At 71.6% G+C, this 23,999-nt stretch carries 20 protein-coding genes; 8 read left to right on the top strand and 12 right to left on the bottom strand.

What is annotated here, in order from left to right; translation table 11 throughout:
• Window positions 1-10: 10 nt before the first annotated feature.
• From VGO10_RS04550 to VGO10_RS04535, 4 genes are read right to left on the bottom strand one after another with little or no spacing between them, the layout of a single operon-like run.
• Window positions 11-757: a L,D-transpeptidase gene (locus tag VGO10_RS04550; RefSeq protein ID WP_327465614.1), complete on the bottom strand. Its 747-nt coding sequence runs from the start codon at window positions 755-757 to the stop codon at window positions 11-13.
• Window positions 750-1,433: a hypothetical protein gene (locus VGO10_RS04545; RefSeq protein ID WP_327465612.1), complete on the bottom strand. Its 684-nt coding sequence runs from the start codon at window positions 1,431-1,433 to the stop codon at window positions 750-752. Before VGO10_RS04545 ends, VGO10_RS04550 begins: the two co-directional genes overlap by 8 nt.
• Complete coding sequence (locus tag VGO10_RS04540; protein WP_327465611.1) at window positions 1,430-2,659, bottom strand: right-handed parallel beta-helix repeat-containing protein; 1,230 nt, start codon at window positions 2,657-2,659, stop codon at window positions 1,430-1,432. The genes VGO10_RS04545 and VGO10_RS04540 overlap by 4 nt, the downstream gene beginning before the upstream one ends.
• Before the next feature lie 7 nt (window positions 2,660-2,666).
• On the bottom strand, window positions 2,667-5,537 hold the full coding sequence (locus VGO10_RS04535; protein WP_327465609.1) for an SdrD B-like domain-containing protein: 2,871 nt from the start codon (window positions 5,535-5,537) through the stop codon (window positions 2,667-2,669).
• A gap of 260 nt (window positions 5,538-5,797) precedes the next feature.
• Here VGO10_RS04535 and VGO10_RS04530 point away from each other — a divergent pair, with 260 nt between their 5' ends.
• Window positions 5,798-7,342 (top strand): arylsulfatase, encoded by a 1,545-nt coding sequence (locus VGO10_RS04530; RefSeq protein ID WP_327465607.1) that lies wholly within the window; start codon window positions 5,798-5,800, stop codon window positions 7,340-7,342.
• A 7-nt stretch (window positions 7,343-7,349) separates the two neighbouring features.
• Window positions 7,350-8,273 carry a formylglycine-generating enzyme family protein gene (locus VGO10_RS04525; protein WP_327465605.1) on the top strand — a complete coding sequence of 308 codons (924 nt, stop codon included), beginning with the start codon at window positions 7,350-7,352 and terminating at the stop codon, window positions 8,271-8,273.
• A 4-nt stretch (window positions 8,274-8,277) separates the two neighbouring features.
• On the opposite strand, the gene VGO10_RS04520 is transcribed toward VGO10_RS04525, so the two are convergent.
• From VGO10_RS04520 to VGO10_RS04510, 3 genes are read right to left on the bottom strand one after another with little or no spacing between them, the layout of a single operon-like run.
• Window positions 8,278-9,735: a sigma-70 family RNA polymerase sigma factor gene (locus VGO10_RS04520; RefSeq protein ID WP_327465603.1), complete on the bottom strand. Its 1,458-nt coding sequence runs from the start codon at window positions 9,733-9,735 to the stop codon at window positions 8,278-8,280.
• A 2-nt stretch (window positions 9,736-9,737) separates the two neighbouring features.
• On the bottom strand, window positions 9,738-10,016 hold the full coding sequence (locus tag VGO10_RS04515) for a hypothetical protein (RefSeq protein WP_327465601.1): 279 nt from the start codon (window positions 10,014-10,016) through the stop codon (window positions 9,738-9,740).
• Window positions 10,017-10,020: 4 nt separating this feature from the next.
• Entirely contained in the window at window positions 10,021-10,725 is a 705-nt protein-coding gene (locus VGO10_RS04510) for a hypothetical protein (protein WP_327465599.1), read from the bottom strand.
• A gap of 202 nt (window positions 10,726-10,927) precedes the next feature.
• Here VGO10_RS04510 and VGO10_RS04505 point away from each other — a divergent pair, with 202 nt between their 5' ends.
• From VGO10_RS04505 to VGO10_RS04495, 3 genes are all read left to right on the top strand, one after another.
• Complete coding sequence (locus tag VGO10_RS04505; protein ID WP_327465597.1) at window positions 10,928-11,329, top strand: SHOCT domain-containing protein; 402 nt, start codon at window positions 10,928-10,930, stop codon at window positions 11,327-11,329.
• Window positions 11,330-11,506: 177 nt separating this feature from the next.
• Window positions 11,507-13,096 carry a prealbumin-like fold domain-containing protein gene (locus VGO10_RS04500; RefSeq protein WP_327465595.1) on the top strand — a complete coding sequence of 530 codons (1,590 nt, stop codon included), beginning with the start codon at window positions 11,507-11,509 and terminating at the stop codon, window positions 13,094-13,096.
• A 5-nt stretch (window positions 13,097-13,101) separates the two neighbouring features.
• On the top strand, window positions 13,102-13,758 hold the full coding sequence (locus VGO10_RS04495; RefSeq protein WP_327465593.1) for a DUF11 domain-containing protein: 657 nt from the start codon (window positions 13,102-13,104) through the stop codon (window positions 13,756-13,758).
• 83 nt (window positions 13,759-13,841) lie between these two features.
• Here VGO10_RS04495 and VGO10_RS04490 read toward each other — a convergent pair whose 3' ends face one another.
• On the bottom strand, window positions 13,842-14,939 hold the full coding sequence (locus tag VGO10_RS04490; protein ID WP_327465591.1) for a YbhN family protein: 1,098 nt from the start codon (window positions 14,937-14,939) through the stop codon (window positions 13,842-13,844).
• Window positions 14,940-15,017: 78 nt separating this feature from the next.
• On the opposite strand from VGO10_RS04490, the gene VGO10_RS04485 reads away from it, so the two are divergent.
• Window positions 15,018-16,688, top strand: a complete 1,671-nt coding sequence (locus VGO10_RS04485) for a SulP family inorganic anion transporter (protein ID WP_327465589.1) — start codon at window positions 15,018-15,020, stop codon at window positions 16,686-16,688.
• Here VGO10_RS04485 and VGO10_RS04480 read toward each other — a convergent pair.
• The 3 genes from VGO10_RS04480 to VGO10_RS04470 are packed head-to-tail and all read right to left on the bottom strand — an operon-like array spanning window position 16,669 to window position 19,993.
• Window positions 16,669-17,346 (bottom strand): GAP family protein, encoded by a 678-nt coding sequence (locus VGO10_RS04480; RefSeq protein ID WP_327465587.1) that lies wholly within the window; start codon window positions 17,344-17,346, stop codon window positions 16,669-16,671. The genes VGO10_RS04485 and VGO10_RS04480 overlap by 20 nt on opposite strands.
• A complete protein-coding gene (locus tag VGO10_RS04475) occupies window positions 17,339-18,238 on the bottom strand; it encodes a formylglycine-generating enzyme family protein (protein ID WP_327465585.1) in 900 nt (299 codons plus the stop codon). Before VGO10_RS04475 ends, VGO10_RS04480 begins: the two co-directional genes overlap by 8 nt.
• 18 nt (window positions 18,239-18,256) lie before the next feature.
• Window positions 18,257-19,993 carry a SulP family inorganic anion transporter gene (locus VGO10_RS04470; RefSeq protein WP_327465583.1) on the bottom strand — a complete coding sequence of 579 codons (1,737 nt, stop codon included), beginning with the start codon at window positions 19,991-19,993 and terminating at the stop codon, window positions 18,257-18,259.
• Window positions 19,994-20,149: 156 nt separating this feature from the next.
• On the opposite strand from VGO10_RS04470, the gene VGO10_RS04465 reads away from it, so the two are divergent.
• Window positions 20,150-20,725 (top strand): HdeD family acid-resistance protein, encoded by a 576-nt coding sequence (locus VGO10_RS04465; RefSeq protein ID WP_327465581.1) that lies wholly within the window; start codon window positions 20,150-20,152, stop codon window positions 20,723-20,725.
• A 324-nt stretch (window positions 20,726-21,049) separates the two neighbouring features.
• On the opposite strand, the gene VGO10_RS04460 is transcribed toward VGO10_RS04465, so the two are convergent.
• Complete coding sequence (locus VGO10_RS04460) at window positions 21,050-21,478, bottom strand: DUF7144 family membrane protein (protein ID WP_327465579.1); 429 nt, start codon at window positions 21,476-21,478, stop codon at window positions 21,050-21,052.
• A gap of 143 nt (window positions 21,479-21,621) precedes the next feature.
• On the opposite strand from VGO10_RS04460, the gene VGO10_RS04455 reads away from it, so the two are divergent.
• Complete coding sequence (locus tag VGO10_RS04455; protein ID WP_327465577.1) at window positions 21,622-23,964, top strand: LuxR C-terminal-related transcriptional regulator; 2,343 nt, start codon at window positions 21,622-21,624, stop codon at window positions 23,962-23,964.
• The last annotated feature ends 35 nt before the right edge of the window (window positions 23,965-23,999 follow it).

Raw genomic sequence — 23,999 nt, 5'->3', positions numbered from 1 at the left:
ACGCTCACCGCTACGAGATCGCGACCGGGATGCCCGGCAGCTGGCCACGGCCGACGCGTCGGACGATGGTGGCGATCGCGTGGTTGTCGAAGCGGATGCAGCCGTGGCTGGCGGCGCTGCCCAAAGGGTCGATGAGGCTGGCGGGGCCGCGACCGTGCAGCGCGACGCGTCCGTCGCCGCCGTCGAACGTGGCCAGGATCTGGCTGTGGGCGGTGAGCGCGAGGATCCAGGTGCCTTCGAAGCTCGAGGCGGGGGAGCGGTAACTGGCTTGTAGAGCGAAGAGGCCGCGTGGCGTGGGCGTGGCCGGCGCGCCGACGACGACCGGCCAGCGGGCGACGGCTCGTCCGGCGTGGCGCAGGACGGCGCGGCGTCGCGCGCGTGAGATCTCGATGCGCCAGCGCGTGCGCACGAGCCGGACGCGGTTGGCCGCGACCCAGCCGTGGGCGGTGTTGGGTCGCCGATCGAGCCGCACTTGCAGCAGGCACTCCCCACCGGGGCCGCGGGCCGTCGCGAGGACGAGCAGCCAAGAGCCGGCGAGCGTGACGGGGGCGTGGGCGGCCGGGGACGCCGGCCGCGCGCGGACGGGCGTCGACGGCGGGACGTAAGCGCGCCAGGCGCTCGCGTGGCTCGGCGCGGCGGCGAGCGTGCAGCGGGCTGGGGTCGCGGCGGTGGGCGGTGCGGTGCTCAGGGCGATGGCCAGCGCGCCGGCGATCGTCGCGCCGCTGGCCGTGTGCGGGAGCCTGCGCCGCTCACCCATCGCGCCTTGCCGGGAGCGTGATCCGGATGGGCTCGTGCGTCGTGAGATCGACGGTGAGCCCGCCGGGCACGCGGTCGGTGCGCACGCGTCGCAGCAGCCCGTCCGCGCGCTGGACCCAGAGCGTTGTGCTCGCTCTCGGACCGTAGTTGTACTCGTCGGTCGACGCGCCGTCGATGGTGGTGTGACGGAGCAGGCGCGCGTCCTGGTCGCGGATGTTGGTGGTGTTGTCGATCGTCTCGGCCGCGAGCAGGTTGATGAAGCCGATCATCGCGTGCACCGGATCGCCCTGCGGGTCCGGTGCCTGGCGGGCGTAGCGGGCGCCGCCGGGCGTCGTCTGGGTCAGCACCGCGTGGCGCGTCCAGTAGAACCGGCGCGGCGCGCCGCCGCTCGCGCTGACGGGACGCAGAAGCGCCGTACCGCGTCCGCTGTGGAAGTCGACGCGGCCGGTGGCCACGGCATGTCCGTCATGAACGTCGAGCCGGGCGGTGAAGCGCGCGCCGCCGTGCTGGCGGTTGGCCTCCAAAACGTGGGCGAGGACGAGCAACTGCTGGGCGTTGGCCGGCGTGCCGGCCTGGTGAACGGCTGCGGGCGCGGCGGGGCCTTCGGTGTCTGCGCCGCAGCCGGCGGCCGCGAGGGCGCCGACGGTGAGGGCGGCGGCCAGGGCGCGCACGTTCATGCGCCTGCCTCGTCCTCGGGGCGCCCGGTGGCCGGCCGGGCAGGTGCGACGCCGGCCTCCGGCATCGTCGGCTGCGGTGGTGGTGCCGGGACCGTGCGGTAGTCGACCTGGGGTGGAGCGGCTGCGTGGTGCAGCCGGCCGGCGCCGACCCTCACCGAGCGCCCGCAAGCGCCCGCCGTCTGCCGTTGCAGGTCCTCTGGCGCCGTCCTCAAGCCACCGCTGTCACCACGGTTGGCGACGAAGCACGTGCCCTGCGACGTCCGAGACGCCGTCTGGAGCGCGAGGTCGGTGGCGTTCCCACGCAGGCGGTTGCCACGGACGACGTTGTCGGTCGCCGTCGCGTCGGGGCTGTCGAGGATCACGATGCCGGCCGTCACGTGACCGGTGACGCGATTGTCGCGCACGACGTCATCGCTGCCACCATTGATCACGACCCCTGCGCCGAAGCCCTCTGAGCCGCGTGGCGCGGCGCGCTCGTTGTTGTTGGTGATGATGTTGCGGCTCAGGAGCGAGCCGCTCTGCGGGAATCCCGCCTCTTTGCGCAGGGCGTTGATCTCGACGCCGACGCGGTTGCGGCGCCAGACGTTGCCGACCACCGTCACGTCGCCGCTGGCGTTGGTGGCCTCGTAGCCGACGTGGTTGTGCTCGCCGGTGCTGTCGCGCACGAGCGCGTGACACGGCCGGCAGCGACCGACGTACACCCCGCTGTCGGGCTGGCCCGAAGCGTAGATGTGGTCGAAGCGCCCATGCTCGGCGCCGAACGCGTAGACGCCGTAGAGACCGTTGTCATAGGCCGTGATGTAGGAGCCGCGCCAGCCCTGCAACTGGCGGTCGTCGCCGTACTCACCCGACGGCGACCACACCACGCCGTTGACCTGGAAGCGGCGGACGGTCAGGTTCTCGACCGCGACGCCATCGGCATGGACGGCGATGCCGTCGGCCAATCGGTCGTCGCCGTCGAGGACGACGCGGTTGCGATCGACGCCGCGCAGGACGATCCGCCCGTGCTCGTCGTCGACCGCGACGCTCTCGCGATAGGTGCCGCGCGCGATCAGCACGAGGTCTCCGGGATGCGAGGCGCGCACCGCCGCCTGGATCGTTGCGTACTGGCCGGGCACACGCAGCGTGTGGTGCTCGCGCGCGGGTCCGGTTGCGCTGCCGGCGCCGCATGCGCCGGTGGCGGATGCCGCGAGGAGCATCGTCGCCGCGCGCGCACGTCTCAGCACCGATGCGTCATCCGGTGACTTTCGGTCGCCGGTGCTTGCGGATGATCGCGCGGGCCACGGCCGGCCGGACGTGGCGGCCGGTGGCGCGCGCCGTGTTGATGATGGTGCCCAGCAGCACGGCGCCGCGGACCGAGGTGGTGACATGCAGCTTGCGCGCTGCTCCGCTGGGCAGCGTCGCGAACCGCCAGCACACGCGGCGGCCGGCGAGCCGTCGCGCCAGGCGCGTCGCGCCGAGATAGTCGAGGATCGACGGAAGCCGGTCGCAGACCTGGATACCCGACAGATCGCGGGCGCCGCCGTTGCGCACGACCATGCCGAACTGGAGCTGGCGCGAGCCCGCGGCGCCCTTGGACAGGTACTTGACCAAGACGATCGGGGTCCGGCGCGGCGTGCCGTCGGAGGCACCGGCGTAGGCCGGTTGCTCGGGCGGTGCGGGCTGATCGGCCGGCGGTGACGGAGGAGGAGGGGTCGTCGGCGTCGTTGTTGGGGTTGTGGGCGTCGTTGGGGTGGTCTCGGTCGTCTCCGTGGTGTTGGTCGTCTCGGTCGTCTCGGTCGTCGTCGTGTCGGTGTTGTGGATGAACCCGAAGTCGTAGGAGTGGTCGTTGTGGCCCGGCGCGTGCGGGCTGACCGTCGCGACCGAGTAGCCATTGCGGTCGGTCCCGTTGTTGTCGATCCGAGCATCGTCGCCGCTGGTCGTGCTTGTGACGTACCAGCCCTCGAGCGCCGGTTGATCGAGCGGCACGCGAACGGTGTAGGCGGTGTCGGGCGCGATCTGGAAGACGTACTCGCCTTGGGAGTCGGTGCGGGTGTTGTCGATCACGATGCCGTTGGCGTCGAGCAACTCGACGATCGTGCCGACCACCGGCTGCTCACCGGTGTCCTGGATCCCATCGATGTCTTCGTCGTACCAGAGACGGTTGCCGATCTGGACCGGTGCGCGAGCCACATAGGCATCGAGGTCACCGAGCCCGTTGGCCTTGGCGAACCCACCCTCGCCTGGGGACGCGAGATGGGCGTCAGACAGCACGTTCTGCACGCGGCGCGTCTTGCGGCCGGTGTCATTGTCGTACCACAGGAAGCCGTTCTCGAGCGGATCCATCACGTCGACGCTGGTGGTCATGACATCGCGGAAGCCCGGCACCTGCAATGCCCCGCCCTGGAAGGGAGACGGCGCCGTCTGGTCGCTGAGACCGGGGTGGGGGTCGTAGAAGTACCCGCCGCCGGGACCGAGTGCTCCGTAACACTCCGCGGCGTTCCGGGTGGGGTTGGCCGGACAGGAGATCCCGAACCCCTGGACGCCGTCCGGCGCCGGTGCAGGAGGCACACGCCCAGCGGACTCCAAGACGAAGCCGTTGCCGCTCGGCGCCGCCCGCAGCAGGTCGCCCTGCACGGTCACCGACGCGCCGCGCCCGTTGGGGTTCGACGTGCTGGCCTCGTTGTTGATCGTGCTGCCCGACATGTCACCCATGAGGTCGCGGAATGCGAGGATCATGCTGCCGCCGTCAAAGGCGATCCCGCCGAGCTGGGGGTAGGACTCGTCGTCGAGACGGACGTTCGCCGTGCCGCGCGTTCCGCGACCGTTCTGCGGTGGGGCGAGGATCGTGTTCGGCGGCTTGATGCTCGTTGCGGTCGGCCACGGCTGCCACCGGCTGGAGTTGTCGCGGTAGGGATCGATCCGCTCGTAGGTCAACGGCACCGTGAGGACCGGGGTGAACGACGGGCTGCCGGCGGGATCGCCGACGCGATACACGACGGCCTTCAGCGCGAGGCGATCCTGCGTGAACTCCGACGAGCACACGCCGCCGACATACAGCTGGTTCGCCGGCCGGTCGAAGCCGAGCGCGAACGGCCGCCAGTCGTCGGGGCGGTCACAGCCTGGGTCGGGAATGGCGGTCGCCGACGCGGGCGTGACCGGTGGCGTGCCGTTCAGCGGCAGCCGGTAGAGCTTCTTGTCGAGCAAGTTGATGGTGTAGACATTGTCGTCGTCGGGATCGACCTCGACCGACCCCAAGCCGCGCTTGCCGACCAGGTCCCACGTCATGTCGCGATGCGCGGGCGCGGCCCCGAACCACTCGCTGGAGCTGGTGCTGGTCGGGTGGGCATCGGCGCCGGCGGGGAGCTTGGCCCACAGACGCACGCTGCCGGCGGTCCGCACCTGCCCGACACGGAAGATCGCCCCGGGCCCGTCAGCGGTCAGGCCGGCATAGCGCTTGTAGTAGGCGCCGGCGTACAGGCTGCCGGTGCGCTGGTCGAGGCCCAGGCCATACAGCGTTCCGACCTGGCCGAACGTGGCGGGCACGACCTTGTCGGGCTGCGCGGTGAACGTCGTGCTGGTCGCCGGGGTCGTGAAGTAGGGCATGCCGCGAATGCCGTCACGGTCCTGCTCTGGGCCGGTCGGCGGGCCGCCCCACTGCACCGGCCAGAAGACCAGCGGATTGTCGATCGACCACTCGCGCAGCAGGTGCACGCCGAAGTCGGCGCCCGTCACCGGCGAGCGAGCATCGACGAACTGCTCGTCGGATCGCAGCCCGTTGAGCTGCCGCGTCGGCCACCACGGCAGCGGCACGGTCAGGTCGATGCGCACACGACCGGCGGGCGCGGTCAGCGTGTACGAGCCATCGGCGGCGGTGGTCGTCGTGGCGACGACGGTCGCGGTGCCCTGCACGGCCCTGACGGTCAGTCCGGGGACGCCGGTGTCGATCGCCCCCTTGCCAGCGTCCGTGTCGAGGATCCCGTTGGTGTTGTAGTCGTGAAAGACCCGCCCCGAAACCGCTGCGGCATCGGCAGTGCCAGCTGAGACGACAAGCGAGACGAGCGCGGCGCCGATGGCGGCGAGGAGTTGCGGCGTAGCCAGGTGGGGGATGGCTCGGCGAGGCATAGAGACCTCCGAGCACCACGCTCCCGCCCCATCGGGTGAGCGTGGCTCACCCGCCGAGGGTGACCAACGACCACGTGCGAAGTTGCACGATGGGCAACGTTGCACCTGGCGATGTCAGGTTGGGCAGGGATGGTGCCCAAGTGCTTCGGAGCGAACCGAACCGAGCCGGATCACCTGTGGCGGGTGATGTCGACCTGCCCGGTGGCTCCGGAGGATGAGATCGACGCCTTGACCGCCGCACCCGGAGGAGACGATTCACGTTGCCTGACCAGCGCAAGCCCAACATCCTCGTCATCTGGGGCGATGACATCGGCACCACCAACCTGAGCTGCTACAGCGACGGGATGATGGGCTATCGGACGCCGAACATCGACCGGCTCGCGACCGAGGGCATGCGCTTCACCGATGCTTACGGGGAGCAGAGCTGCACGGCGGGCCGGTCGTCGTTCATCACCGGGCAGAGCGTCTTCCGGACGGGCCTGAGCAAGGTCGGGATGCCGGGCGCCGATGTCGGTCTGCAAGCCGAGGATCCGACGATCGCCGAACTGCTCAAGCCGCTGGGCTACGCGACCGGGCAGTTCGGCAAGAACCACCTGGGCGACAACAACAAGTTCTTGCCGACCGCCCACGGCTTCGACGAGTTCTTCGGCAACCTGTACCACTTGAACGCGGAGGAGGAGCCCGAGGAGCCGAACTGGCCGGATCCCGACGACTTCCCGCTCTTCAACGAGCGCTTCCGGCCCCGCGGGGTGCTGCACACCTGGGCGACCGACACCGACGACGACAGCGAGCACGGCCGCTACGGCCGGGTCGGCAAGCAGCGCATCGAGGACACGGGGCCGCTGACCGCCAAGCGGATGGAGACCATCGACGACGAGGTGCTGTCACACGCCGGCGACTTCATCAGGCGCCAGGTCGACGCCGACACGCCGTTCTTCGTGTGGTTCAACACCACGCACATGCACTTCCGGACGCATCCCAAGCCGGAGAGCGTCGGCCAGGCCGGCCGCTGGCAGTCGCCTTACCACGACACGATGATCGATCACGACAAGGCCGTCGGCAGCGTGCTGGACCTGCTCGACGAGCTCGGCCTCGCGCAGGACACGATCGTGGTTTACAGCACCGACAACGGCCCGCACATGAACTCGTGGCCGGACGCCGGCATGACGCCGTTCCGCGGGGAGAAGAACACCAACTGGGAGGGCGCCTTCCGCGTTCCGCAGATGGTCCGTTGGCCGGGCCACATCGAGGCCGGGTCGATCTGCAACGAGATCATCAGCCACCACGACTGGCTTCCGACCTTCCTGGCGGCAGCCGGCGAGCCCGACATCGTCGAGAAGTGCAAGGCCGGCCACGCGGCGGGTGACATGACCTACAAGGTGCACATCGACGGCTATGACTTCCTGCCGTACCTGACGGGCGAGGCCGACGAGGGTCCGCGGCCGGGCTTCTTGTACTTCTCCGACGACGGCGACCTGCTCGCGATCCGCTACGACCATTGGAAGGTGGTGTTCATGGAGCAGCGCTGCCTCGGCACGCTGCAGGTCTGGGCCGAGCCGTTCGTGACGCTGCGCGTGCCCAAGCTGTTCAACTTGCGCATGGATCCCTTCGAGCGCGCCGACGTCACCTCCAACACCTACTGGGACTGGCTGCTGACCAACGACTTCCTGGTGCTGGCCGGCACCACGCTGGTCGCGCGGTTCCTGGAGACGTTCCGTGACTTCCCGCCGCGCCAGAAGGCGGCGAGCTTCACGATCGACCAGGCGCTGGAGAAGATGGAGGCGGCGATGACGGCTGGGCGCTGAGGCGGCCATGGAGTGGATCCCGGGCGCGACGTTCTGGATGGGGTCAGACGGCCACGACGCCGAGGAGGCGCCGGCCCATCGGGTGACCGTCGACGGCTTTTGGATCGATCGCTGCGCGGTCACCAACCGGCAGTTCGCGGCCTTCGCGCGGGAGACCGGCTACGTCACGGTCGCCGAGCGTCCTCTGGACCCGGCGGACTTCCCGGGGGCGCCGCCCGAGAACCTGCGCGCCGGCGCGCTCGTCTTCGCGCGCACGCGCGGGCCCGTGGACCTGCGGCACCTCGACCAGTGGTGGGCCTGGACGCCGGGCGCCTGCTGGCGGCGCCCCGAAGGTCCGGACTCCACGCTGGCCGGTCGCATGGACCATCCCGTTGTCCATGTTGCCTACGAGGACGCTCAGGCCTACGCGACTTGGGCGCGCGCCGCGCTGCCGACCGAGGCCGAATGGGAGCACGCCGCGCGCGGCGGCATCGAAGGCGCGACCTACGTCTGGGGCGACGAGCCTGAGCAGCCAGGGCAGCGCCTGGCGAACTACTGGCATGGCGACTTCCCCTGGCGCGCTGACCCCGGCTACGGCACGACCACCGCCGTCGGCACCTTCCAACCCAATGGCTATGGGTTGCACGACATGGCCGGCAACGTCTGGGAGTGGACCGCGGACTGGTATGCGACCAGCCACCCCGAGGACGTCACGAAGCCCTGCTGCATCCCGCAGAACCCGCGTGGCGCCGACGAGGTGGCGAGCCTCGACCCCGCCCAGCCCCAGTTCCGCGTCCCGCGCAAGGTGCTCAAGGGCGGCTCGTTCCTCTGCGCTGACAGCTACTGCCTGCGCTACCGGCCCGCGGCGCGCCGGCCGCAGATGATCGACACGGGGATGAGCCACGTCGGCTTCCGCTGCGTGCGCCGCACCGGCGGGGTGGCGAACGCTTGACCCGTCAGCGGTGCGGGGTCGGGCTCAGCAGCTGGCTCGCGACCCAACCCCGTTGGCCCGTGTCGGTCACGACCCGCAGCCACGATCCGCCTCGCGGCCGCGCGACGACCCTCACCGGCTGCTCGCGCCGGACCGTCCCCACCACGCTCCCGCGTGACGGCTTCGCGTACAAGAACGCCGTCGCGCGGACGAGCGTGGGGTGCGGTACCGCCACACCGGCCGCAGCCGCCGCACCAGCGCCTCCGCCCGCGACGATCGAGCCACCCCGGCTCGGTCGCTTGCACAGCACGGCCACCGACGCCGACGCCCGCATGTTGTACGCCAAGGCATTGCGCTCCAGAACGACCTGCGCACTCCGGCTCGCCCCCACGACCACCCCCGGCCCGTAGGTCGCGTTCAGCCGCGCGCCCGACGGCGCCAGCAGATCGGCGACCCGCAGACCGCTCGGGCAGCGCAGCACCACCGCCGCCGGCGCGCTCGTCCCCGCGTGCAGCGTCACCGCGCGGCGTACGATCGCCGTCCCGGCCGGCAGCGGCGCGCCGCGCCCCAGATGACCTCCCGGCAGCGCCGGGCTGCTGATCGTCGTCGGCGCGGGATCGCCCGGGCCCAGCGTCGGCAGGGCGAGGCCGGCCGCGCCGACGGCCAGCGTCGCCGTCGCGGCGCCCGCGGCGACCTTGCCGGCCGACGCCTTGCCTGCGAGGCCGATCTTCAACCCCGCGCCGCCCGCGGCCAGGAGCACGAGCGGGCCCGGCAGCAGGATCGCCATCGCCCGCCGCGTCTTGCGCAGCGCCGCGCGGAACTCGCGGCACTCGGCGCACCGGGCGAGGTGGCGATGGGTCTGCGCCGACGCGCGGCGGCGTGCGTCGTGTGCCTCGAGGAGGTTCGTCCGCACAGCCTCACAAGAGGTCGAGCGCTCGTCGACGACCTGCATCAGCGCGACGCGCGCCCGGTACACGACGACCCGGGCGGCGCTCGGCGTGATGTCCAGCTCGGAGGCCAGCTGGCGGTGGCTGAGGCCGTCGAGCTCCCGCCGCACCAGCGCATGGCGATGACGCGCGGGCAGCGCGCCGAGGTCGTCGAGCAGCTGGCGCAGGTCGGCGCGGCGCTGGTAGGCCGCCGGCGGTTCGTCGCGCAGCGCGGCCGTCAGGGCGCCATCGCCATCGATCGCGTGGAGGTCGACGCAGTCGGTTCGCACGCGGCCGAGCTCGTCGAGGGAGCAGTTGCGCACCAGCCGGTACAGCCACGGCCGCAGGTTCATCGGGCGGTCGTCGCGGCGCAGCGCGCGGTGCGCGCGCCACAGCGCCTCCTGCACGACGTCCTCGGCGGTGCCGCCGTCGCGCAGGATCCGCGTGGCGAAGCGCAGCAGCGCCGGTCGATAGCGGTCGTGGATCTGCTGGAACGCCGTCTCGTCGCCACCGCGAAACGCGGCGATGAGGCGCTCGTCGGAGACGCGGCCCGGCACGGTTAGCCTCCCTCCTTGTTCTTGCACAACGCGCGCGACGCGACCCAGCCCTGCGTGCCGGTCTTGACCCGCACGTAGGACCAGCCGCCGCTGACATCGTGCAACAACACCAACAACGTTTGAGGACGGACGAGGTGCCCGATGACGAAGCCGCCCGGCGAGTCGCGCAGCACGGTCCGCGCGAAGCACAGCTTGCGGCTCGCCGACGCCGACGCGCTGCCCGCAGGCAGTAGCGCCAGCAGCGAGGCCGCAAGCGCGATCGAGGCGGACCGTCGCAGCACGTGCCTATGCGTTCTCGCTCGCGCGGGTGCTCCGCTGCTTGAGCACGTCGGCGCGCATCCGCAGCTTGACCGGACCGGTCAGCTCACCGGTCGTGATCCGCAGGACCAGCCGCGGCGGGCCGTTGGCCGCCGTGGTGCCGGTGAAGCCGGCCAGCGTCACCGACACCGGGCCTGCGACCTGTGTGGGCCTGGTGCGGCCGGGCAGCCGCGGCTTGTGCTTGATGTAGTTGGGCAGGGCGACGTTGTTGGGGTTGCCCTTGGCGTCGTACCAGTGGTAGCCCGAGAGCGCGCAGCCGATGGCCTCGTGCTGGTTGAGGGGGCCGACCACCGCCCGCGACTCCGGGATGGCGTAGGAGCCGTCGGGCTGGCGCTCGGCAAAGAGGATCCCACCGTCCGGGGTGCCCTCCTTGCCGGGCATCGGGTCGACCGGACCGAAGCCGTTGAGGTTGACGGCGGCGAGGTCGACGCCGCTGCCCTTGATGTCAAAGCCGGCGCACGGCAGCAGGGTGTTGAAGGCCTCAGGGATGCCGGCGATGGTCAAGGAGTACGTCTGCGTGGTGTTGCTCTGCAGCGCCCAGCTGTTGGCCGAGCGGACGATCCGCGAGGGATCGACCGGCGGCGGGCGCCAGCGCTTGGCCGTCGCCGTGGCCGGCCCCGTCAGGGCGCCCGCGGCGATGACCGAGGCAAGGATGATGCTGGACTTTGTCACGGCTGGCCTTCCTTGTCGGGGGTTGCAGAGATGAGAACTGCCGATACCGCCGATGTGTTTCACCCTAGGTCCCCGGTCAGGCGATCCGGGTCCCACCGCCCCGAACCTGCCCGCAGAGCACTTCACCCTCGGCGGGTGACGCCGGCTCATCCGGGTGGTGCTGATAGTCAGCCTTTCCATCCTTCGAACAGGAGCAGATGTCGTGATCCTCGCGGCTGACTACCCCTTCTTGAACATCCTCTGGAGCATGATCATCTTCTTCGCGTGGGTGATCTGGATCTGGATCATGATCATCATCCTCGGCGACGTGTTCCGCCGGCGTGACATCTCCGGCTGGGGCAAGGCCGCGTGGATCGTGTTCCTGATCGTGCTGCCGTTCCTCGGCGTGCTCGTCTACCTGATCGCCCAGCACGACGGCATGGCGCAGCGCAGCGCCGAAGCGGCCCAGGGCCAGAAGGCGCAGTTCGACGACTACGTGCGCTCGGTCAACGCGAGCGGCGGTGGCGGCGCGGCGGCCGAGATCGACAAGGCCAAGCAGTTGCTCGACAGCGGTGCGATCACGCCCGACGAGTTCGCGGCGCTGAAGGCCAAGGCCTTGGCGTAGCCGAAGGCACAGATGGCGTCGAACCCGCGGCGGACGCGGGCTCGACGCCATCGGCGATTGCCGTTCACCCGATCCGGGGGATGCCACGTCATCCGACCGCCGAGGAAGGTCACGACTGTGCGTGGCCGAGGTTGAGGGCGGCCACGTGGCCCATACCCGACACGGGAGCAGGACGACGTGACCATCGCGGCGGCTCGGTGGATCCTCAGCAAGGCGCGGCGCGCCACCGGCATATTGGCGGTCGCGACAGCCCTCGCCGCGGCCGCGCCCGGCGCCGCCTGGGCGCAGAGCAGCGGCACCGGCCTGCTGGTCACCGTCGCTGCGCGCGCCTGTCCGACCTACGAGTCGATCACGGCCAACCTGGCGCGCAACGACATCCAGGAAAGCTTGCGCGATCTCGGCCCCGACACGCCATATACCTCAGGCGAGCCGATCAACCCCGTCAAAGAGGCCGACAACCAGACGCAGTGCGCGCCGTTGACGAACTGGAAGTTCGTCCTCGGCACGGGGATCGGCGGCACCGTCACCGGCACATGGGGGTCGCTGTCGAAGGTCAGCAACCCGTTCGACACCACCATCCGGACGGTCGCGCAGACGCCGATGCTCGATGACAAGGGCCAGCCGGTGGCGGGTGCGTCGATCGACGGTGCCACGACGTTCGACTTGACCGGCGCCCAGGCCGACGCCGCCTCGCACTCCAACCTGTGGATCCAGGGCGGCGCCGTGGACGACCCGGTCCTCGATCAAGAGCATCCGGGCGCCTACGGCTTCGGCGCGCTGCGCTGCGCGGTCGACAACCTCAATGGCGACAACGTCGAGACCATCAACTTCCCCAGCGGCGCGGGCCACGTGTTCTGCTATGCCTACTACGTCACGCCGCCACCTTCCAGTGGCACGATCATCGTGCGCAAGGTGGTCACCGGCGCACCCGATGCGACCGAGTCCTTCGTCATGGAGGGCAACGTCTCTTATGACCCCAGCGGCACCTTCTCGCTCAACATCAACAACGGCCAGCCGGCCGAGCAGACGTTCTTCCGCGGAGCCACGCCCGCCGGCGTCGCGCCGTGGACGATCAAGGAGCGGTCGACCGACGGCTGGATCCTGACCGACCTGACCTGCACCCACGGCGCCAGCACCGTGACGACCGACAGCGCGACCGGGCAGGCCGACATCACGCTGGCCGCCGGCGACACGGTGACCTGCACCTATACCAACGCGCCGCGTCCGGTCCTCGGCGCGTTGCTGATCCGCAAGGTCACCAACAACAGCATCGGCACCTTCCAGTTCTTCGCCCGCACGCTCAGCGGCGTGCTCGCCGGCCGGCGGACGATCGGCACCGCGCGGGTCGGGGTGGCGGCGGCCGGCAAGCCGATGACGCTGAACCCCGGTCGCTACCGCGTCAGCGAAACGGCCAACGGTGCCGGCAAGCGCCTGTGGCATCGCAAGAGCCTCTTGTGCAACGGCAAGCGCAGTGCCGGCGTCGTGGACATCAAGCCCGGAGGCGGCGCGATCTGCACGTTCACCAACCAGCGCGATCACATCGGGCGGATCGCGATCCGCAAGATCACCCAGAACGGCACCGGCACGGCTGGCTTCCAGATCGCGCCGACCACCGGTACGCCCAAGGTCTACAACAAGACCGCGACCACGCACACCACCGACACGGCCGTCACCGCCACCGGCGACAAGACCACCAACATCCCGCTCGGACCTACGTCATCCGCGAGTTCAAGGCGGCCGCTGATCAGGACGGGCGCTGGGCGCTGATTCGCGTGTCCTGCGATGGCAAGCTCCTGCCGTTCGCCCAGGGCCGCGCGCTGGTCCGCCTCACCGAGGCCAACCCGCAGCTCGACTGCACGTTTACCAACCGGCGTACCCCGGGCGTGACCGTCACACCTCCCCCGCCCACGACGGCCCCGACACCGATCCCTGCGCCCCAGCCGCCCCTGCCGACGGTGCCGACCGCGCCGCCCGTCTACCCCGCCGGGACCCCGGGTGCTGCCGGGCCGAACCTGACCATCACGAAGTCCGCCAGCACGCGCACGCCGCGCCTGGGCGACGTGGTGACCTACCGGATCCGGGTCAAGAACACCGGCCCGGTGGCCGCCACCGACGTCGTGCTCGGCGACAAGCCGGGTGCTCACGCGCAGCTGGTGTCGGCCCGGACGACCGCCGGGGACTGCGGCCAGCAGTTGCCGCTCCTCTGTCGCCTGGGCACCGTGAACGCCGGCGCCTCGGAGACGATCGGCGTCCGTTTACGCGTCACCGCGACCGGCCCGCTGCACAACGTCGCCATGGTCGGCTCGTCCTCGAACGAGACCAGCTTGGTGGACAACATCGCGGTCGCCGGCGTCTTCGTCCGTCACAACCCCCGCGTCGAAGGATGCGCCTCCGCAGCGCAGCGGCCGCGCGCCCGCGCCGCGTGCTGAAGGGGCGCGCGAGGGCAGGCCACCCTGCACGGGTCGGCTGGCAACGGGTGCCGGGCGGTGGGGCGCGTACGCACGCGAGACCCTCACCCTGACCCGGCAGGGGCGAACATGCGCCGGTGCACGATGTAGGCGATGAGCCCGATCGGCAGCGGCAGCCAGTAGGAGAGCAGGCGGTAGGCGAAGGTGGCGAGGACCGCGTCGCCTGTCGCGACACCGGCGAGCGCCAGCGTCGCCGTCAGCCCGGCCTCGACGAAGCCCAGGCCGCCCGGCGTGATCGGGATCTGGGAGAGCAGCTGCGCAGCGCAGAACGCGAGCAGCACGAGCGCCGGGCGCGGGTGTGAGCCGACCGCGGCCAGCGCGGCGAGCAGCGTGGCGTAGTCAAAGGCCCAGCGGCCGATCGTCGCGAGCAGCGCGCGCAGCCACTGCGGACCGAGCGTCGCCGCGATCCGATCGCGCTCTCCCAGCAGGCGGGAAGGGAGCCCTCGCAGCGGCTCGGCGTGCGGACGCAGGCGGTTGCGCACGCGCTGGACGGCGCGTCCAACGGTCCTCAGCGGCCAGTCGCGGCGCAGGCACCATGCGCCAACCGCAGCCAGCACCACGAAGACCGCGACGCCGATCAGCGTGGCGTTGACCAGATCGCGCGGGACCAGGCCGCGGATCAGCGCGGGGATCGCCAGGATCGGCATCGCGAGCACGAGCGCGAAGGTGAGCAGGTTGGACGCGGTGAGGCCGCCGACCACGACCGTGCGGTCCAGCCCGGCGTCCACGAGCATCCGGTACTGGACCGCCGCGCCCACCGCGCCACCGCCCGGCGCGATCTTCGACATCGCGTTGCCCGCGAGCTGGGAGGTGATGACCGGCGGCCAGTGGCGCGTGCGCACCGCCAGCCGCTGCAGCGCCCACAGCGATCCGAACGACAGGGCCTGCAGGACGACCATCGCCGCCAGCCACGCGGGCGCGATCTGCTGGATGTCACGCCACGAGCTCAGGACGTCGAGCAGGCTCGGCGCCACCAGGTACAGGGAGATCGCGGTCAGCCCGAGCCAGATGGCGGTGCGGACCAGGTGGCGGCGCTCGGGCTCGCCGGTCGCCTCACCGCGCGCGATCTCGCGCTCGAGGTCGGTCCGATCGGCGATCGCCTGCTCGAGCCGGTCCCCGACGTTGCGCGGCGCGGTGGCCATGTTCGCGAAGTCTCCCACCACCAGGGGTGGAGGGTGCTCACCCGCCGGGGGTGGTGAGCCATCACCCGCGCCGCTCCGATGATCGACGCCATGTGGAAGGGCCTGGTGCCCGGCTGGATCGCCGGCTACTCGCGCGACTGGCTGCGGCCCGACCTGGTCGCAGGGGTTGTCATCTGGTCGGTCGTCACGCCGCAGGCGGTGGCCTATGCGCAGATCGCCGGCCTGCCGCCGCAGGCGGGGTTGATGGCGGCACCCGGAGCCCTCATTGCCTATGCCTTGCTCGGGACGTCGCGCCAACTGGTCGTCAGCGCGACGACGGCGACCGCGGCGGTGTCGGCGGCGACGGTCGGCCCACTCGCGCACGGCGATCCGGTCCGTTTCGCGGCGCTCTCGGCCACGCTGGCGATCGTCGTCGCGGTGGTGCTGGTCCTGGGCGGCGCGCTGCGCCTCGGCGCGGTCGCCGACCTGGTGTCCAAGCCGGTGATGACCGGCTTTCTCTTCGGCCTCGGCCTGACGATCTCGATCGCCCAGTTGCCGAGCCTCTTCGGCGTACCAGCCGGCGATGGGAACTTCTTCCCGCAGTTGTGGGACCTGCTCGGGCACCTCGACGACATCGCGACGACGACGCTTGCCGTGGGCGCCGGGTCGCTGGCCGTGCTGCTGCTCGGTCACCGGCTGCTGCCGCGGATCCCCGCGACGCTGCTGGTCCTTGCGTTGGGGATTGCCGCCTCGTCGCTGTTGCACCTCGACCATCACGGCGTCGACGTCGTCGGTGACATCCCGCACGCGCTGCCCGACCTGGCGGTGCCCGATGTCAATGCGGATGACATCGTCCAGCTCATCACCCCCGCCTTCGGCGTGCTGATCCTCACCGCAGAAGCCGTCGGCGTCGCGCGCCAGCTGGCGGTCAAGCACGGCTACCACGTCGACGCCAACCGCGACCTGATGGCGCTGGGCGCCGGCAACCTGGCGGCGGGACTCTCCTCCGGGTTCGTCCAGTCCGGTGGCGCCAGCCAGACCGCCGCGGCCGATGGCGCCGGCGGGCGCAGCCAGCTTGCGTCGATCGTCTGCGCCGGCTTGGTGTTGCTCACCGGTGCGTTCCTCGCGCCGCTGTTCGAGCAGCTCCCGCAGGCGACGCTGGCGGCGATCGTCATCGTGGCGGTCATGGGCTTCTACGACGTCGGTGAGCTCCGTCGCTTCGCCACCATCCGGCGCTCAGCTTTTGTCCTCGCGCTTGTCGCGCTGGCCGGTGTCCTGGTCCTCGGTGTGCTCCAAGGTCTCGTCGTCGCCGCGGGGCTGTCGCTGGTCTACGTCGCCCTGCGGTTGGGCCGCCCGTCGGTCGGCGCGCTCGGCCGTGATCCGGACAGCGGTGCGTGGGGCTGGCTGGACCGCCACCCTGGCTGGACCGTGCCGCCCGGTGTGTTGGTGATCCGCAGCGACGGGCCGTTGTTCTACCCCAACGCCGACAGCGTGCGTGCGCGCGTGCTCGAGACGGTCGCCGGTGCTGAGCCGCGCCCGGACGTCCTCGTGCTCGACCTCTCCCAGTCGGTCGACCTCGACCTTCAGTCGGTCGATGTGATCGCCGAGCTCGCTCGGCAGTTGCGGGCCGAGGGGGTCGAGCTCCGGCTTGCCGCGGTGCGCGCGCCGGCCGCGGTGATCCTGCAGCGCGCCGGCGTCACCCCGGACGTCCCGGCGTCGCCGACCGTCAGCGGGGCCGTCGACGGTGCGGTCAGGCGGCCAGCCCGCTGATCGCGTCGCCGATCAGCTTGGCGCCGATGATCAAACAGAGCACGGCCATGATCACCGTGTTCTCCTTGGCCAGCCAGGCCTTGAGGCCGTCGAGGATCGCGTGCGCGCGCTCGCCCATCAGGAAGAAGATCGCGACCGGGGCGCCCGGGCCGAGCGTGCCGACGACGATGAAGACGGCAAGGGCCACCGCTTGATCGCCGGTGGTCGCACCCGTTGACGCGATGGCCGCGGCGGCGCCCGCGGTCAAGATGAGGTTCTTGGGGTTGATCGCCGAGAGCGCGAAGCCCATCGCCACCGAGCGCCCGGGGGTGAAGGCGTCGATCGTCGCCATCCACTTGGGCAGCGTGGCCGCGTCATCGCCGTGCGGGCGGCCACGCCACTGCTTGACGGCGAGCGCGAGCAGCGCCAAGCCGAGCACCAACTTCAGGATGCTGGTCCAGGTGGCCGGTGCGCCGTCGTCGCTGGCGCTCGCGCCGCTGGAGACCAGCAGGATGATGGTGCCGACGATGCCGAGGCCGGCGACCCAGCCGAGCAGGAACGCCGGGCCGTTGCGGGCGCCGCGCGGCGTGGCGAGCATCAGCACGACGGCGATGATCGGCATCGGGCTGAGCGCGACGCCGACGCCGAACGAGAGGACCTGGCCGATCGCCTCACCCATCGTGCTTGCCCCGGACGACGCAGCGAAAGCCGATGTGGCTCGTCGAGGTGTCAATCGCCTCGCCCTGGCGGGCCGCGGGCCGGAAGCGCAGGCAGTAGGAGGGTGCGCAGAGGTGCGAGCCGCCCTTGATCGTGTTGCGCGGGATCGCCTCGGGCGCAGGCGGCGTGCAACATGATGATGTTGCGGCCGTCGTGAAGCGGTCCGCCGTCCACTCCCACACGTTGCCGCAGACGTCGAAGAGCCCGAAGCCGTTGGGCGGGAACGCGCCGACGGGCGACGTGCCCTCGTAGCCGTCGAGGCGCAGGTTCTCCCAGGGGAAGCGCCCCTGCCACCAGTTGGCCATCATCTTGCCGTGCGGCGCGATCTCCTCGCCCCAGGCGAAGCGCTCGCCGTCCAGCCCGCCGCGGGCGGCGTACTCCCATTCGGCCTCGGTCGGGAGCTCCTTGCCCGCCCAGGCGGCGTAGGCCTGCGCGTCGCCGTGGGCGATGTGGGTGACCGGGTGGCGGTGGCGGCCGCGGACCGTCGAGCCGGGGCCCTCGGGCGCCTGCCAGTAGGCGCCGGGGACGTAGCGCCACCACGCGTGGGCGTCGCGCAGGCTGATCGGGCCGGCCGTGCGCTGGAAGACCAGCGAGCCGGGGACCAGGAGCTCGGGGTCGGCGTCCGGGTAGAGCGCGGGGTCGGGCGCGCGCTCGGCTTCGGTGACGTGACCGGTTTCGGTGACGAAGCGACGAAACTCCTGCACCGTGACGGGGTGGCGGTCGATGGCGAGCGGGCCGACGGTGGCCTGGCGGACCGGGCCCTCCTCGGCGTAGAACTCCTCGCTGCCCATGGCAAACGTGGCGCCGGGCAGCACCACCATGTCCTTGCTCGCGAGGGCGGATGCGCTCGGCATCACGGTGCAGTCTCGCGCCTACTGGGGTGAGGGCGATTCACCCGAACCGGGTGACGGCGGCGGGGCCGGCGGCGCGGCCGCGGCCGCGGCGAGCGCGTCGGCGATCGTCGGGTAGACGGTCTGCAGCTCGGGGTCCTCGTCGACGACCGCGCGCAGGACGTCGCGGACCTGCCCGACGTCGTGGACGAGCAGCAGCGTGACGCCGCGCGCGCGCAACTCGATGGCCGCGTCGTTGAGCATGCGTGCGGCGCTGATGTCGACGAAGGGGATCGCCTCGGCGTCGAGCACAATGGCATTGACATGGTCCTCGGCGGCGTGGCGGCGCAGCTCGCGGCGCACGACGTCGGCGTTGGCGAAGAACAGACCGGCCTCGACGCGCAGGATCGTCGCGTGGTCGGGCAGCCGGTTGTCGGGGCGCCCGCGCACGTCGGAATACTGGTCGTCGGTCCCGGGCACGCGGCCGAGCACCGCGACGCGCGGGCGCGAGGCGCGGTAGAGCAGCAGGGTCAACGAGACGGCGATCCCGATGAACAGCCCGGGCAGCGTGTCGAAGACCAGGACGCCGAGCAGGGCGGCGACCGCGGCGAGGAAGTCGGGCCGCGCCGCCGGGCCGTAGGCCTCGCCCAGCCGGACCGACCACACGCGGTGCAGCGTGACCAGCGCGCCGATGTCCACCAACTCGATCACGGCCGCGATGACCACCGCGGCCAGCGTGGCCTCCGGCAGCTGCTCGAAGAGGCCGGTGAGGAAGAGCAGCGTCACGACGGTGAGGACCGCGACGACCAGTCCCGAGACCTGGCTGTGCGCGCCGGCGCCGCCGTTGACCGCGGTCTTGGAGAGGCTGCCGTTGACGACCATCCCGCTTGCCAGCCCCGACGTCACGTTGGCGGCGCCGAGGCCGATCAGCTCGCGGTTCGCGTCGATCTCATAGTGCTCGCGCGCGGCGTAGGTCTTGGCGGCGCCGAGGCCCTCGGCGAAGCCGACGAGCATCACGGCGATCCCGCCCGCGGCGAGCGCGCCGAAGTCGTGCACGGAGACGTCGGGAACGCCGATCGACGGCAGCCCGGAGTCGATGTGGCCGACGATCTCCACGCCGTGCTGATCGAGGTTGAACAGCTCCACGGCACCGACGCCGAGCGCGACGGCGACCAGTGAGCCGGGGACGACGGGCGCGATGCGGCGCAGCCCGAGCACCACCGCGAGCGAGCCGAGGCCGACCGCGAGCGTCGCGCCCTGCGTGTCGCCGAGCTTGCCGATCACGTCGAAGAGCTTCTCGAAGAAGTCCCCGTCGGAGCCGGAAACGCCGAGCAGCTTGGGGACCTGGCCGATGATGATGGTCAACGCCAACCCGATGATGAAGCCCTTGAGCACGGGCTCGGAGATGAAGTTGGCCAAGAAGCCCAGGCGCAGGATTCCCGCGAGCAGCGCCGCGACGCCGGTGGTGATCGCCAGCGCGGCGGTGAACGCTGCGAAGTCCTGGCTGGCGGGCGCGATGAGGTCGGCCACGGTCGCGGCCGAAAGCGCGGCGGTCGCCGACATCGGGCCGACGATCAGGTGGCGTGAGCTGCCGAAGAGCGCGTAGAAGAGCAGCGCGGGCGGGGCGGCGTAGAGGCCGACGACCGGCGAGACGCCCGCGATCGACGCATAGGCCAACGACTCCGGCACCAGCACCGCCCAGACCGTGAGCCCGGCGATGAGGTCGCCGCGCAACCAGGTCGGTTGGTAGTGCCGCAGCGATGGGAAGAGCCAGGCCACCGGTGCTCGATCGTGGCTGCGCGCCGGGTGGACGGCGTTCACCCGCGCGGGGTGAACGCCCGGCCGTTACGCGAAGCGCGTTCACCCGGCACGAGGGAGGAGGGCTCACCCGTGCACGCACGACGCTCGCCGTCCCGGAACACGAGGAGGAGCACGATGGCTGCCGGTTCACTGGACGCGTCGTTGGAAGATGGCGGGCGCGCCGCAGACGCACCCGAGATCCCGACGTGGGTGATGTTCGTCGCCGGCGGCCTGTCGGTCGCTGTCGGCGCCGCGGCGCTGATCTGGCCCAAGCCGACGCTGCTGGTCGTTGGCGTCCTGTTCGGCGTCTACCTCGCGCTCTGGGGCGCCGTCGCGCTGCTGATCGCCGTCGCCGGAGAGGGCGTGCCGACGGGCGCGCGGATCCTCGGCGTCCTCGTCGGCCTGCTCGGCCTGCTGACCGGCCTCGTCCTGATGGTCCGGCCCGGGCAGTCGGTGCTGACGATCGTCTGGGTGCTTGGCTTTTGGTGGTGCGTGCTCGGGGTGATGAAGCTCATCCGCGGCATCGTCGTTCCGGGCGGCCGATTGTGGAATCTCTTGTGGGGCGTGGTCGGCATCGCGGCCGGCGCGATCCTGCTGGCGTGGCCGGGGATCGGCCTTGGGACGCTGGTCATCGTCGTGAGCGTCAGCCTGATCCTGCAGGGGTTCCTGGAGATCGGGCTGGCCGCGGCGGTGGCGGGGGAGCGGAAGTAAGAGGCGGCTGCTCGGGCGCCCGGGGCGCTCAGTGCGCCGCGTTGGTCGTGCTGCGCACGTGGTCTGTCGTCACCGAGGAGAGCGAGCGGGGAGTGTGGCTCGGTGCGCTGGCCCGTCGTCCGCAGGCCCTTCCCGGGGATCCGTGTCGAGCAATGGGGGTCATAGACCCTTTGCTCGACACAGACTGCCTGCCACGGCGCCGGCGGACGACCGACCTCGCTTCGAGGTGTCAACTCGGCTCGCTCTCTTCGGTGCCGACGGACCACGCCGCGAGCTCCCAGCCAACGTGCGCGCTGAGCGCCACCGACGCTCGCGCCGCCGCCCTCACACCACCTCCGGCTCCCACCGCGCCACGAGCTGGTAGATGATCACCACGTCGAGCACGATGACGAGGATCGCCCAGAGCGGGAAGGCCGAGATGATCCCGAACTGGGCCAGCGCGCTGATCATCGCCATGCCGACGGCCAGCCAGCGGGCGGCGCGGTTGCCGGTAAACAAACCGACCGCCACGAGCGCCATCACCACGCCGATGATCAGCTGGATCCAGCCCCAGCCGGTGAAGTCCCAGACGGTGACGCCCGTGCCGCCGCCGACCGTCACGACCTTGTCGTTGAGGATCGCGCCCAGCCCGTAGAGCGCGCCGAACATGCCGTTGAGAAACAGGATGATCGCGGCGAAGGTGATCCAGCCGTTGGAGCCCGCGCCGGCGGGTAGGTCGTCGTTGCGGGAGGAGGAGAGCGGAGCGGTCGACATAATGTGGATCCCTTCGAGCGTCGTGATGGTGGCGCGCAGACGTTCTTCGCACGCGGGGTGACCAGGCGTCACCCGGGCGGGGTGAGAAGCAAACCCCCGCAGAGGACAATGAACCGGTGTCCGGTCTCTCGTACGGTTGCGCCGTGGGCCGAGTCGACGAGGGACGGATGGTGCCGCGTACGGCGGTCGCCGAGCGGATTGCCGGGGTGGCCGGCGCGGGCGGTGTCGTCGTCGTCGCGGCCGAGGCGGGGACCGGCAAGCGCGTGGTGGCTCGGCAGGCGCTGGAGCGGCTCGCCGGCGAGGACATCGCGCTCCACGATGCTGACCGCTGCGACGCCGGCGGGCTCGTGGCGCTCGGGCGGACGCTTGCGACGCGCGCGACCGGCGCCGGCGCCATCGTCGTCGCGCGCCACGACCCCGGCCTCTGCCTCCACGAGCTCGGCGCGACGGGCCCGGTGCTGGAGCTCGACGGACAGGATCTCGCATGGTCGGAGGCCGAGGTCGCCGAGGGCCTGGAGCGCTGGGGTCTGACCGGTGATGCTGAGTACTTGGCGTCCATTACCGAAGGGTGGTGCGCCGCCGTGCGCCTCGGCGCCTTCGCGGGCGAGCACGCGCTGGCGCCCGCGTCGGCGCCGCTGGCCGACTACCTCTTCGCGGATGCCCTGCGTGGTGTGCCGCCGGAGCTGCGCGACGCGGTGCTGCGCCTGTCGTTCGCCGAGGTCTTCGACGCCGGCGACGTCACCGCCATCATGGGCGACGGTGTCGACGGGCGGCAGACGCTCGCCGCGCTTGGTCGCTGGCGCCTGTTCCTGCGGCCGGCCGGATCGCCGCGGTCAGATACCTGGCGCATGCATCGCCTCGTGGCGGCGGTTGCCCGCCGCCGGCTGGCCCTCGAGGACCCGGCTGCGGCCCGCGTCCTCCGCGCCCGCGGGGCGGTGGGCGCGCAGGACCCGAGTGCCACCGTCGACGCCGCGGTGGCCGATCCGGCGCTCGCCGCCCACGCCTGGGAGCTGCTGCTCGACGGACGCCTGACCCGCCCGTCGTCAGGCGCGCTGGAGCTCGCGCGGTGGGGGACGGCCCCGGCGCGTTTGGCCGCGGCGCTCGGTCTCCTCGCCGTCGGCGATGCCCGCCTCGCGGCGCCGCTGCTCGCGCCGCTGGTGGTCGCCGAGGAGCCCGGCCGACGCGATCCTACGTACCGGCTCGCGCAGCTGATGGTCGCGCGGCTTGATGGTGATCGCGCCGCCGTGGACGAGCGGGCACAGGCGCTGGATCGCCTGCCCGAGGCCGACCTCGGCCTGCGCGCGATGGCCGCGGTCGAGCGGGGCATCCTCGCGCACGACCTCGGGAAGTTCGTCGAGGGCGAGCGCCACTTCGCGATCGGCGCGGGCCTGGCCGGCCACGCCGGCCGGCCCGCGGTGCTCGCACGGGCCCAGGGTGCCCTGGCGCTCTGCTGCGTGGGGTTCAGCCGCCTGCGCGAGTCCGTCCGTCACGCCGAGGCCGCGCTTGCCGAGCCGGCACGCGGGTTGCCCGACGGTCGCGTCCGAGCGTTGCTGGCGCTGGCGCTCTGCGCCTACCTGCGCGACGAGCTCACCGCGGCGGGCGAGCTGATGGTGCAGACGCGGCAGTCGGCGGCGCAGACCCGCGACGACTCGCTCTGGGGGCTCGTCCTGCTCTACGACGCGATCATCGCCGAAGGCCTCGGCGACTACGACCGCGCGCGCTTCGCGCTCGCCGAGGCACGCGCAGCGACCCGCCACCCGGTCGCACGGGCGCGGTGGCCGCTGCTCGACTTCGTGCACGTGCGCCTGCTCGACCACATCGGGCGGGGTGACGAGGCGGCTCGCCTCGCCGCCGCGCTGCCGCGCACGTTGGAGACCGACCTGGCCCACGCGCGCGGGCTGCTGGCCCAGCAGCGGCCGAGCGACGCCATGGCGTTGCTCGCGCCGTCGACTGTCCACGCCGGCACCGACTCCCCGCTGGCCGGCCGCGTCAGCTGGCATCTCGTCACCTTTGCGCTGGCCGCCGTCGCCGCTCAGGACGACGAAGCGGCACACGTCGCCCTCGAGCGCGCGCTGGATCTCGCGGCGCCGGAGCTGCTGCGGCGCCCGTTCGCCGAGGAGCGTGCGCGGTTGCGCCCGCTCCTGAAGCGCCACGGCGCCGGCGCGACCAAGCACGGCGCCTTCGTGCGAGAGCTCCTTGAACGCGGAGGGCCAGTGGAACATGCAGCGACCTCCGACGCACAGCTCCGCGTACCGCTGACCGAGCGTGAGCGGGTGGTGCTCGGCTACCTGCCGTCGACGATGACCGCCGCGGAGATCGCCGCGGCGCTCACCGTCTCCGAGGCGACCGTGCGCACGCATTTGCGCCACGTTTACGACAAGTTCGGCGCCAGGGGTCGTCGCGATGCGGTTGATCGCGCACGCGGATTAGGCCTTCTTGCACAGGATGGGGCCACAAGTCGCGACAGACAGATATCTGACACCTAGATTCCGGACCGAGAATCATCGGTCTCCGATGATGC

The organism is Baekduia sp., assembly GCF_035996765.1.
In the GTDB taxonomy this organism is placed as follows: Bacteria; Actinomycetota; Thermoleophilia; order Solirubrobacterales; family Solirubrobacteraceae; genus Baekduia.
The sequence above is the reverse complement of the archived record's forward strand: the minus strand, read 5'-3'. Positions and strand labels throughout refer to the sequence as shown.

What these genes read in the sequence shown, in the direction of transcription:
- VGO10_RS04535 (WP_327465609.1), bottom strand. Translation starts at nt 5,537, where the DNA reads ATGCCTCGCCGAGCCATCCCCCACCTGGCTACGCCGCAACTCCTCGCC.
- VGO10_RS04485 (WP_327465589.1), top strand. Translation starts at nt 15,018, where the DNA reads ATGATCGACGCCATGTGGAAGGGCCTGGTGCCCGGCTGGATCGCCGGC.
- VGO10_RS04465 (WP_327465581.1), top strand. Translation starts at nt 20,150, where the DNA reads ATGGCTGCCGGTTCACTGGACGCGTCGTTGGAAGATGGCGGGCGCGCC.
- VGO10_RS04525 (WP_327465605.1), top strand. Translation starts at nt 7,350, where the DNA reads ATGGAGTGGATCCCGGGCGCGACGTTCTGGATGGGGTCAGACGGCCAC.
- VGO10_RS04480 (WP_327465587.1), bottom strand. Translation starts at nt 17,346, where the DNA reads ATGGGTGAGGCGATCGGCCAGGTCCTCTCGTTCGGCGTCGGCGTCGCG.
- VGO10_RS04490 (WP_327465591.1), bottom strand. Translation starts at nt 14,939, where the DNA reads ATGGCCACCGCGCCGCGCAACGTCGGGGACCGGCTCGAGCAGGCGATC.
- VGO10_RS04545 (WP_327465612.1), bottom strand. Translation starts at nt 1,433, where the DNA reads ATGAACGTGCGCGCCCTGGCCGCCGCCCTCACCGTCGGCGCCCTCGCG.
- VGO10_RS04475 (WP_327465585.1), bottom strand. Translation starts at nt 18,238, where the DNA reads ATGCCGAGCGCATCCGCCCTCGCGAGCAAGGACATGGTGGTGCTGCCC.
- VGO10_RS04460 (WP_327465579.1), bottom strand. Translation starts at nt 21,478, where the DNA reads ATGTCGACCGCTCCGCTCTCCTCCTCCCGCAACGACGACCTACCCGCC.
- VGO10_RS04550 (WP_327465614.1), bottom strand. Translation starts at nt 757, where the DNA reads ATGGGTGAGCGGCGCAGGCTCCCGCACACGGCCAGCGGCGCGACGATC.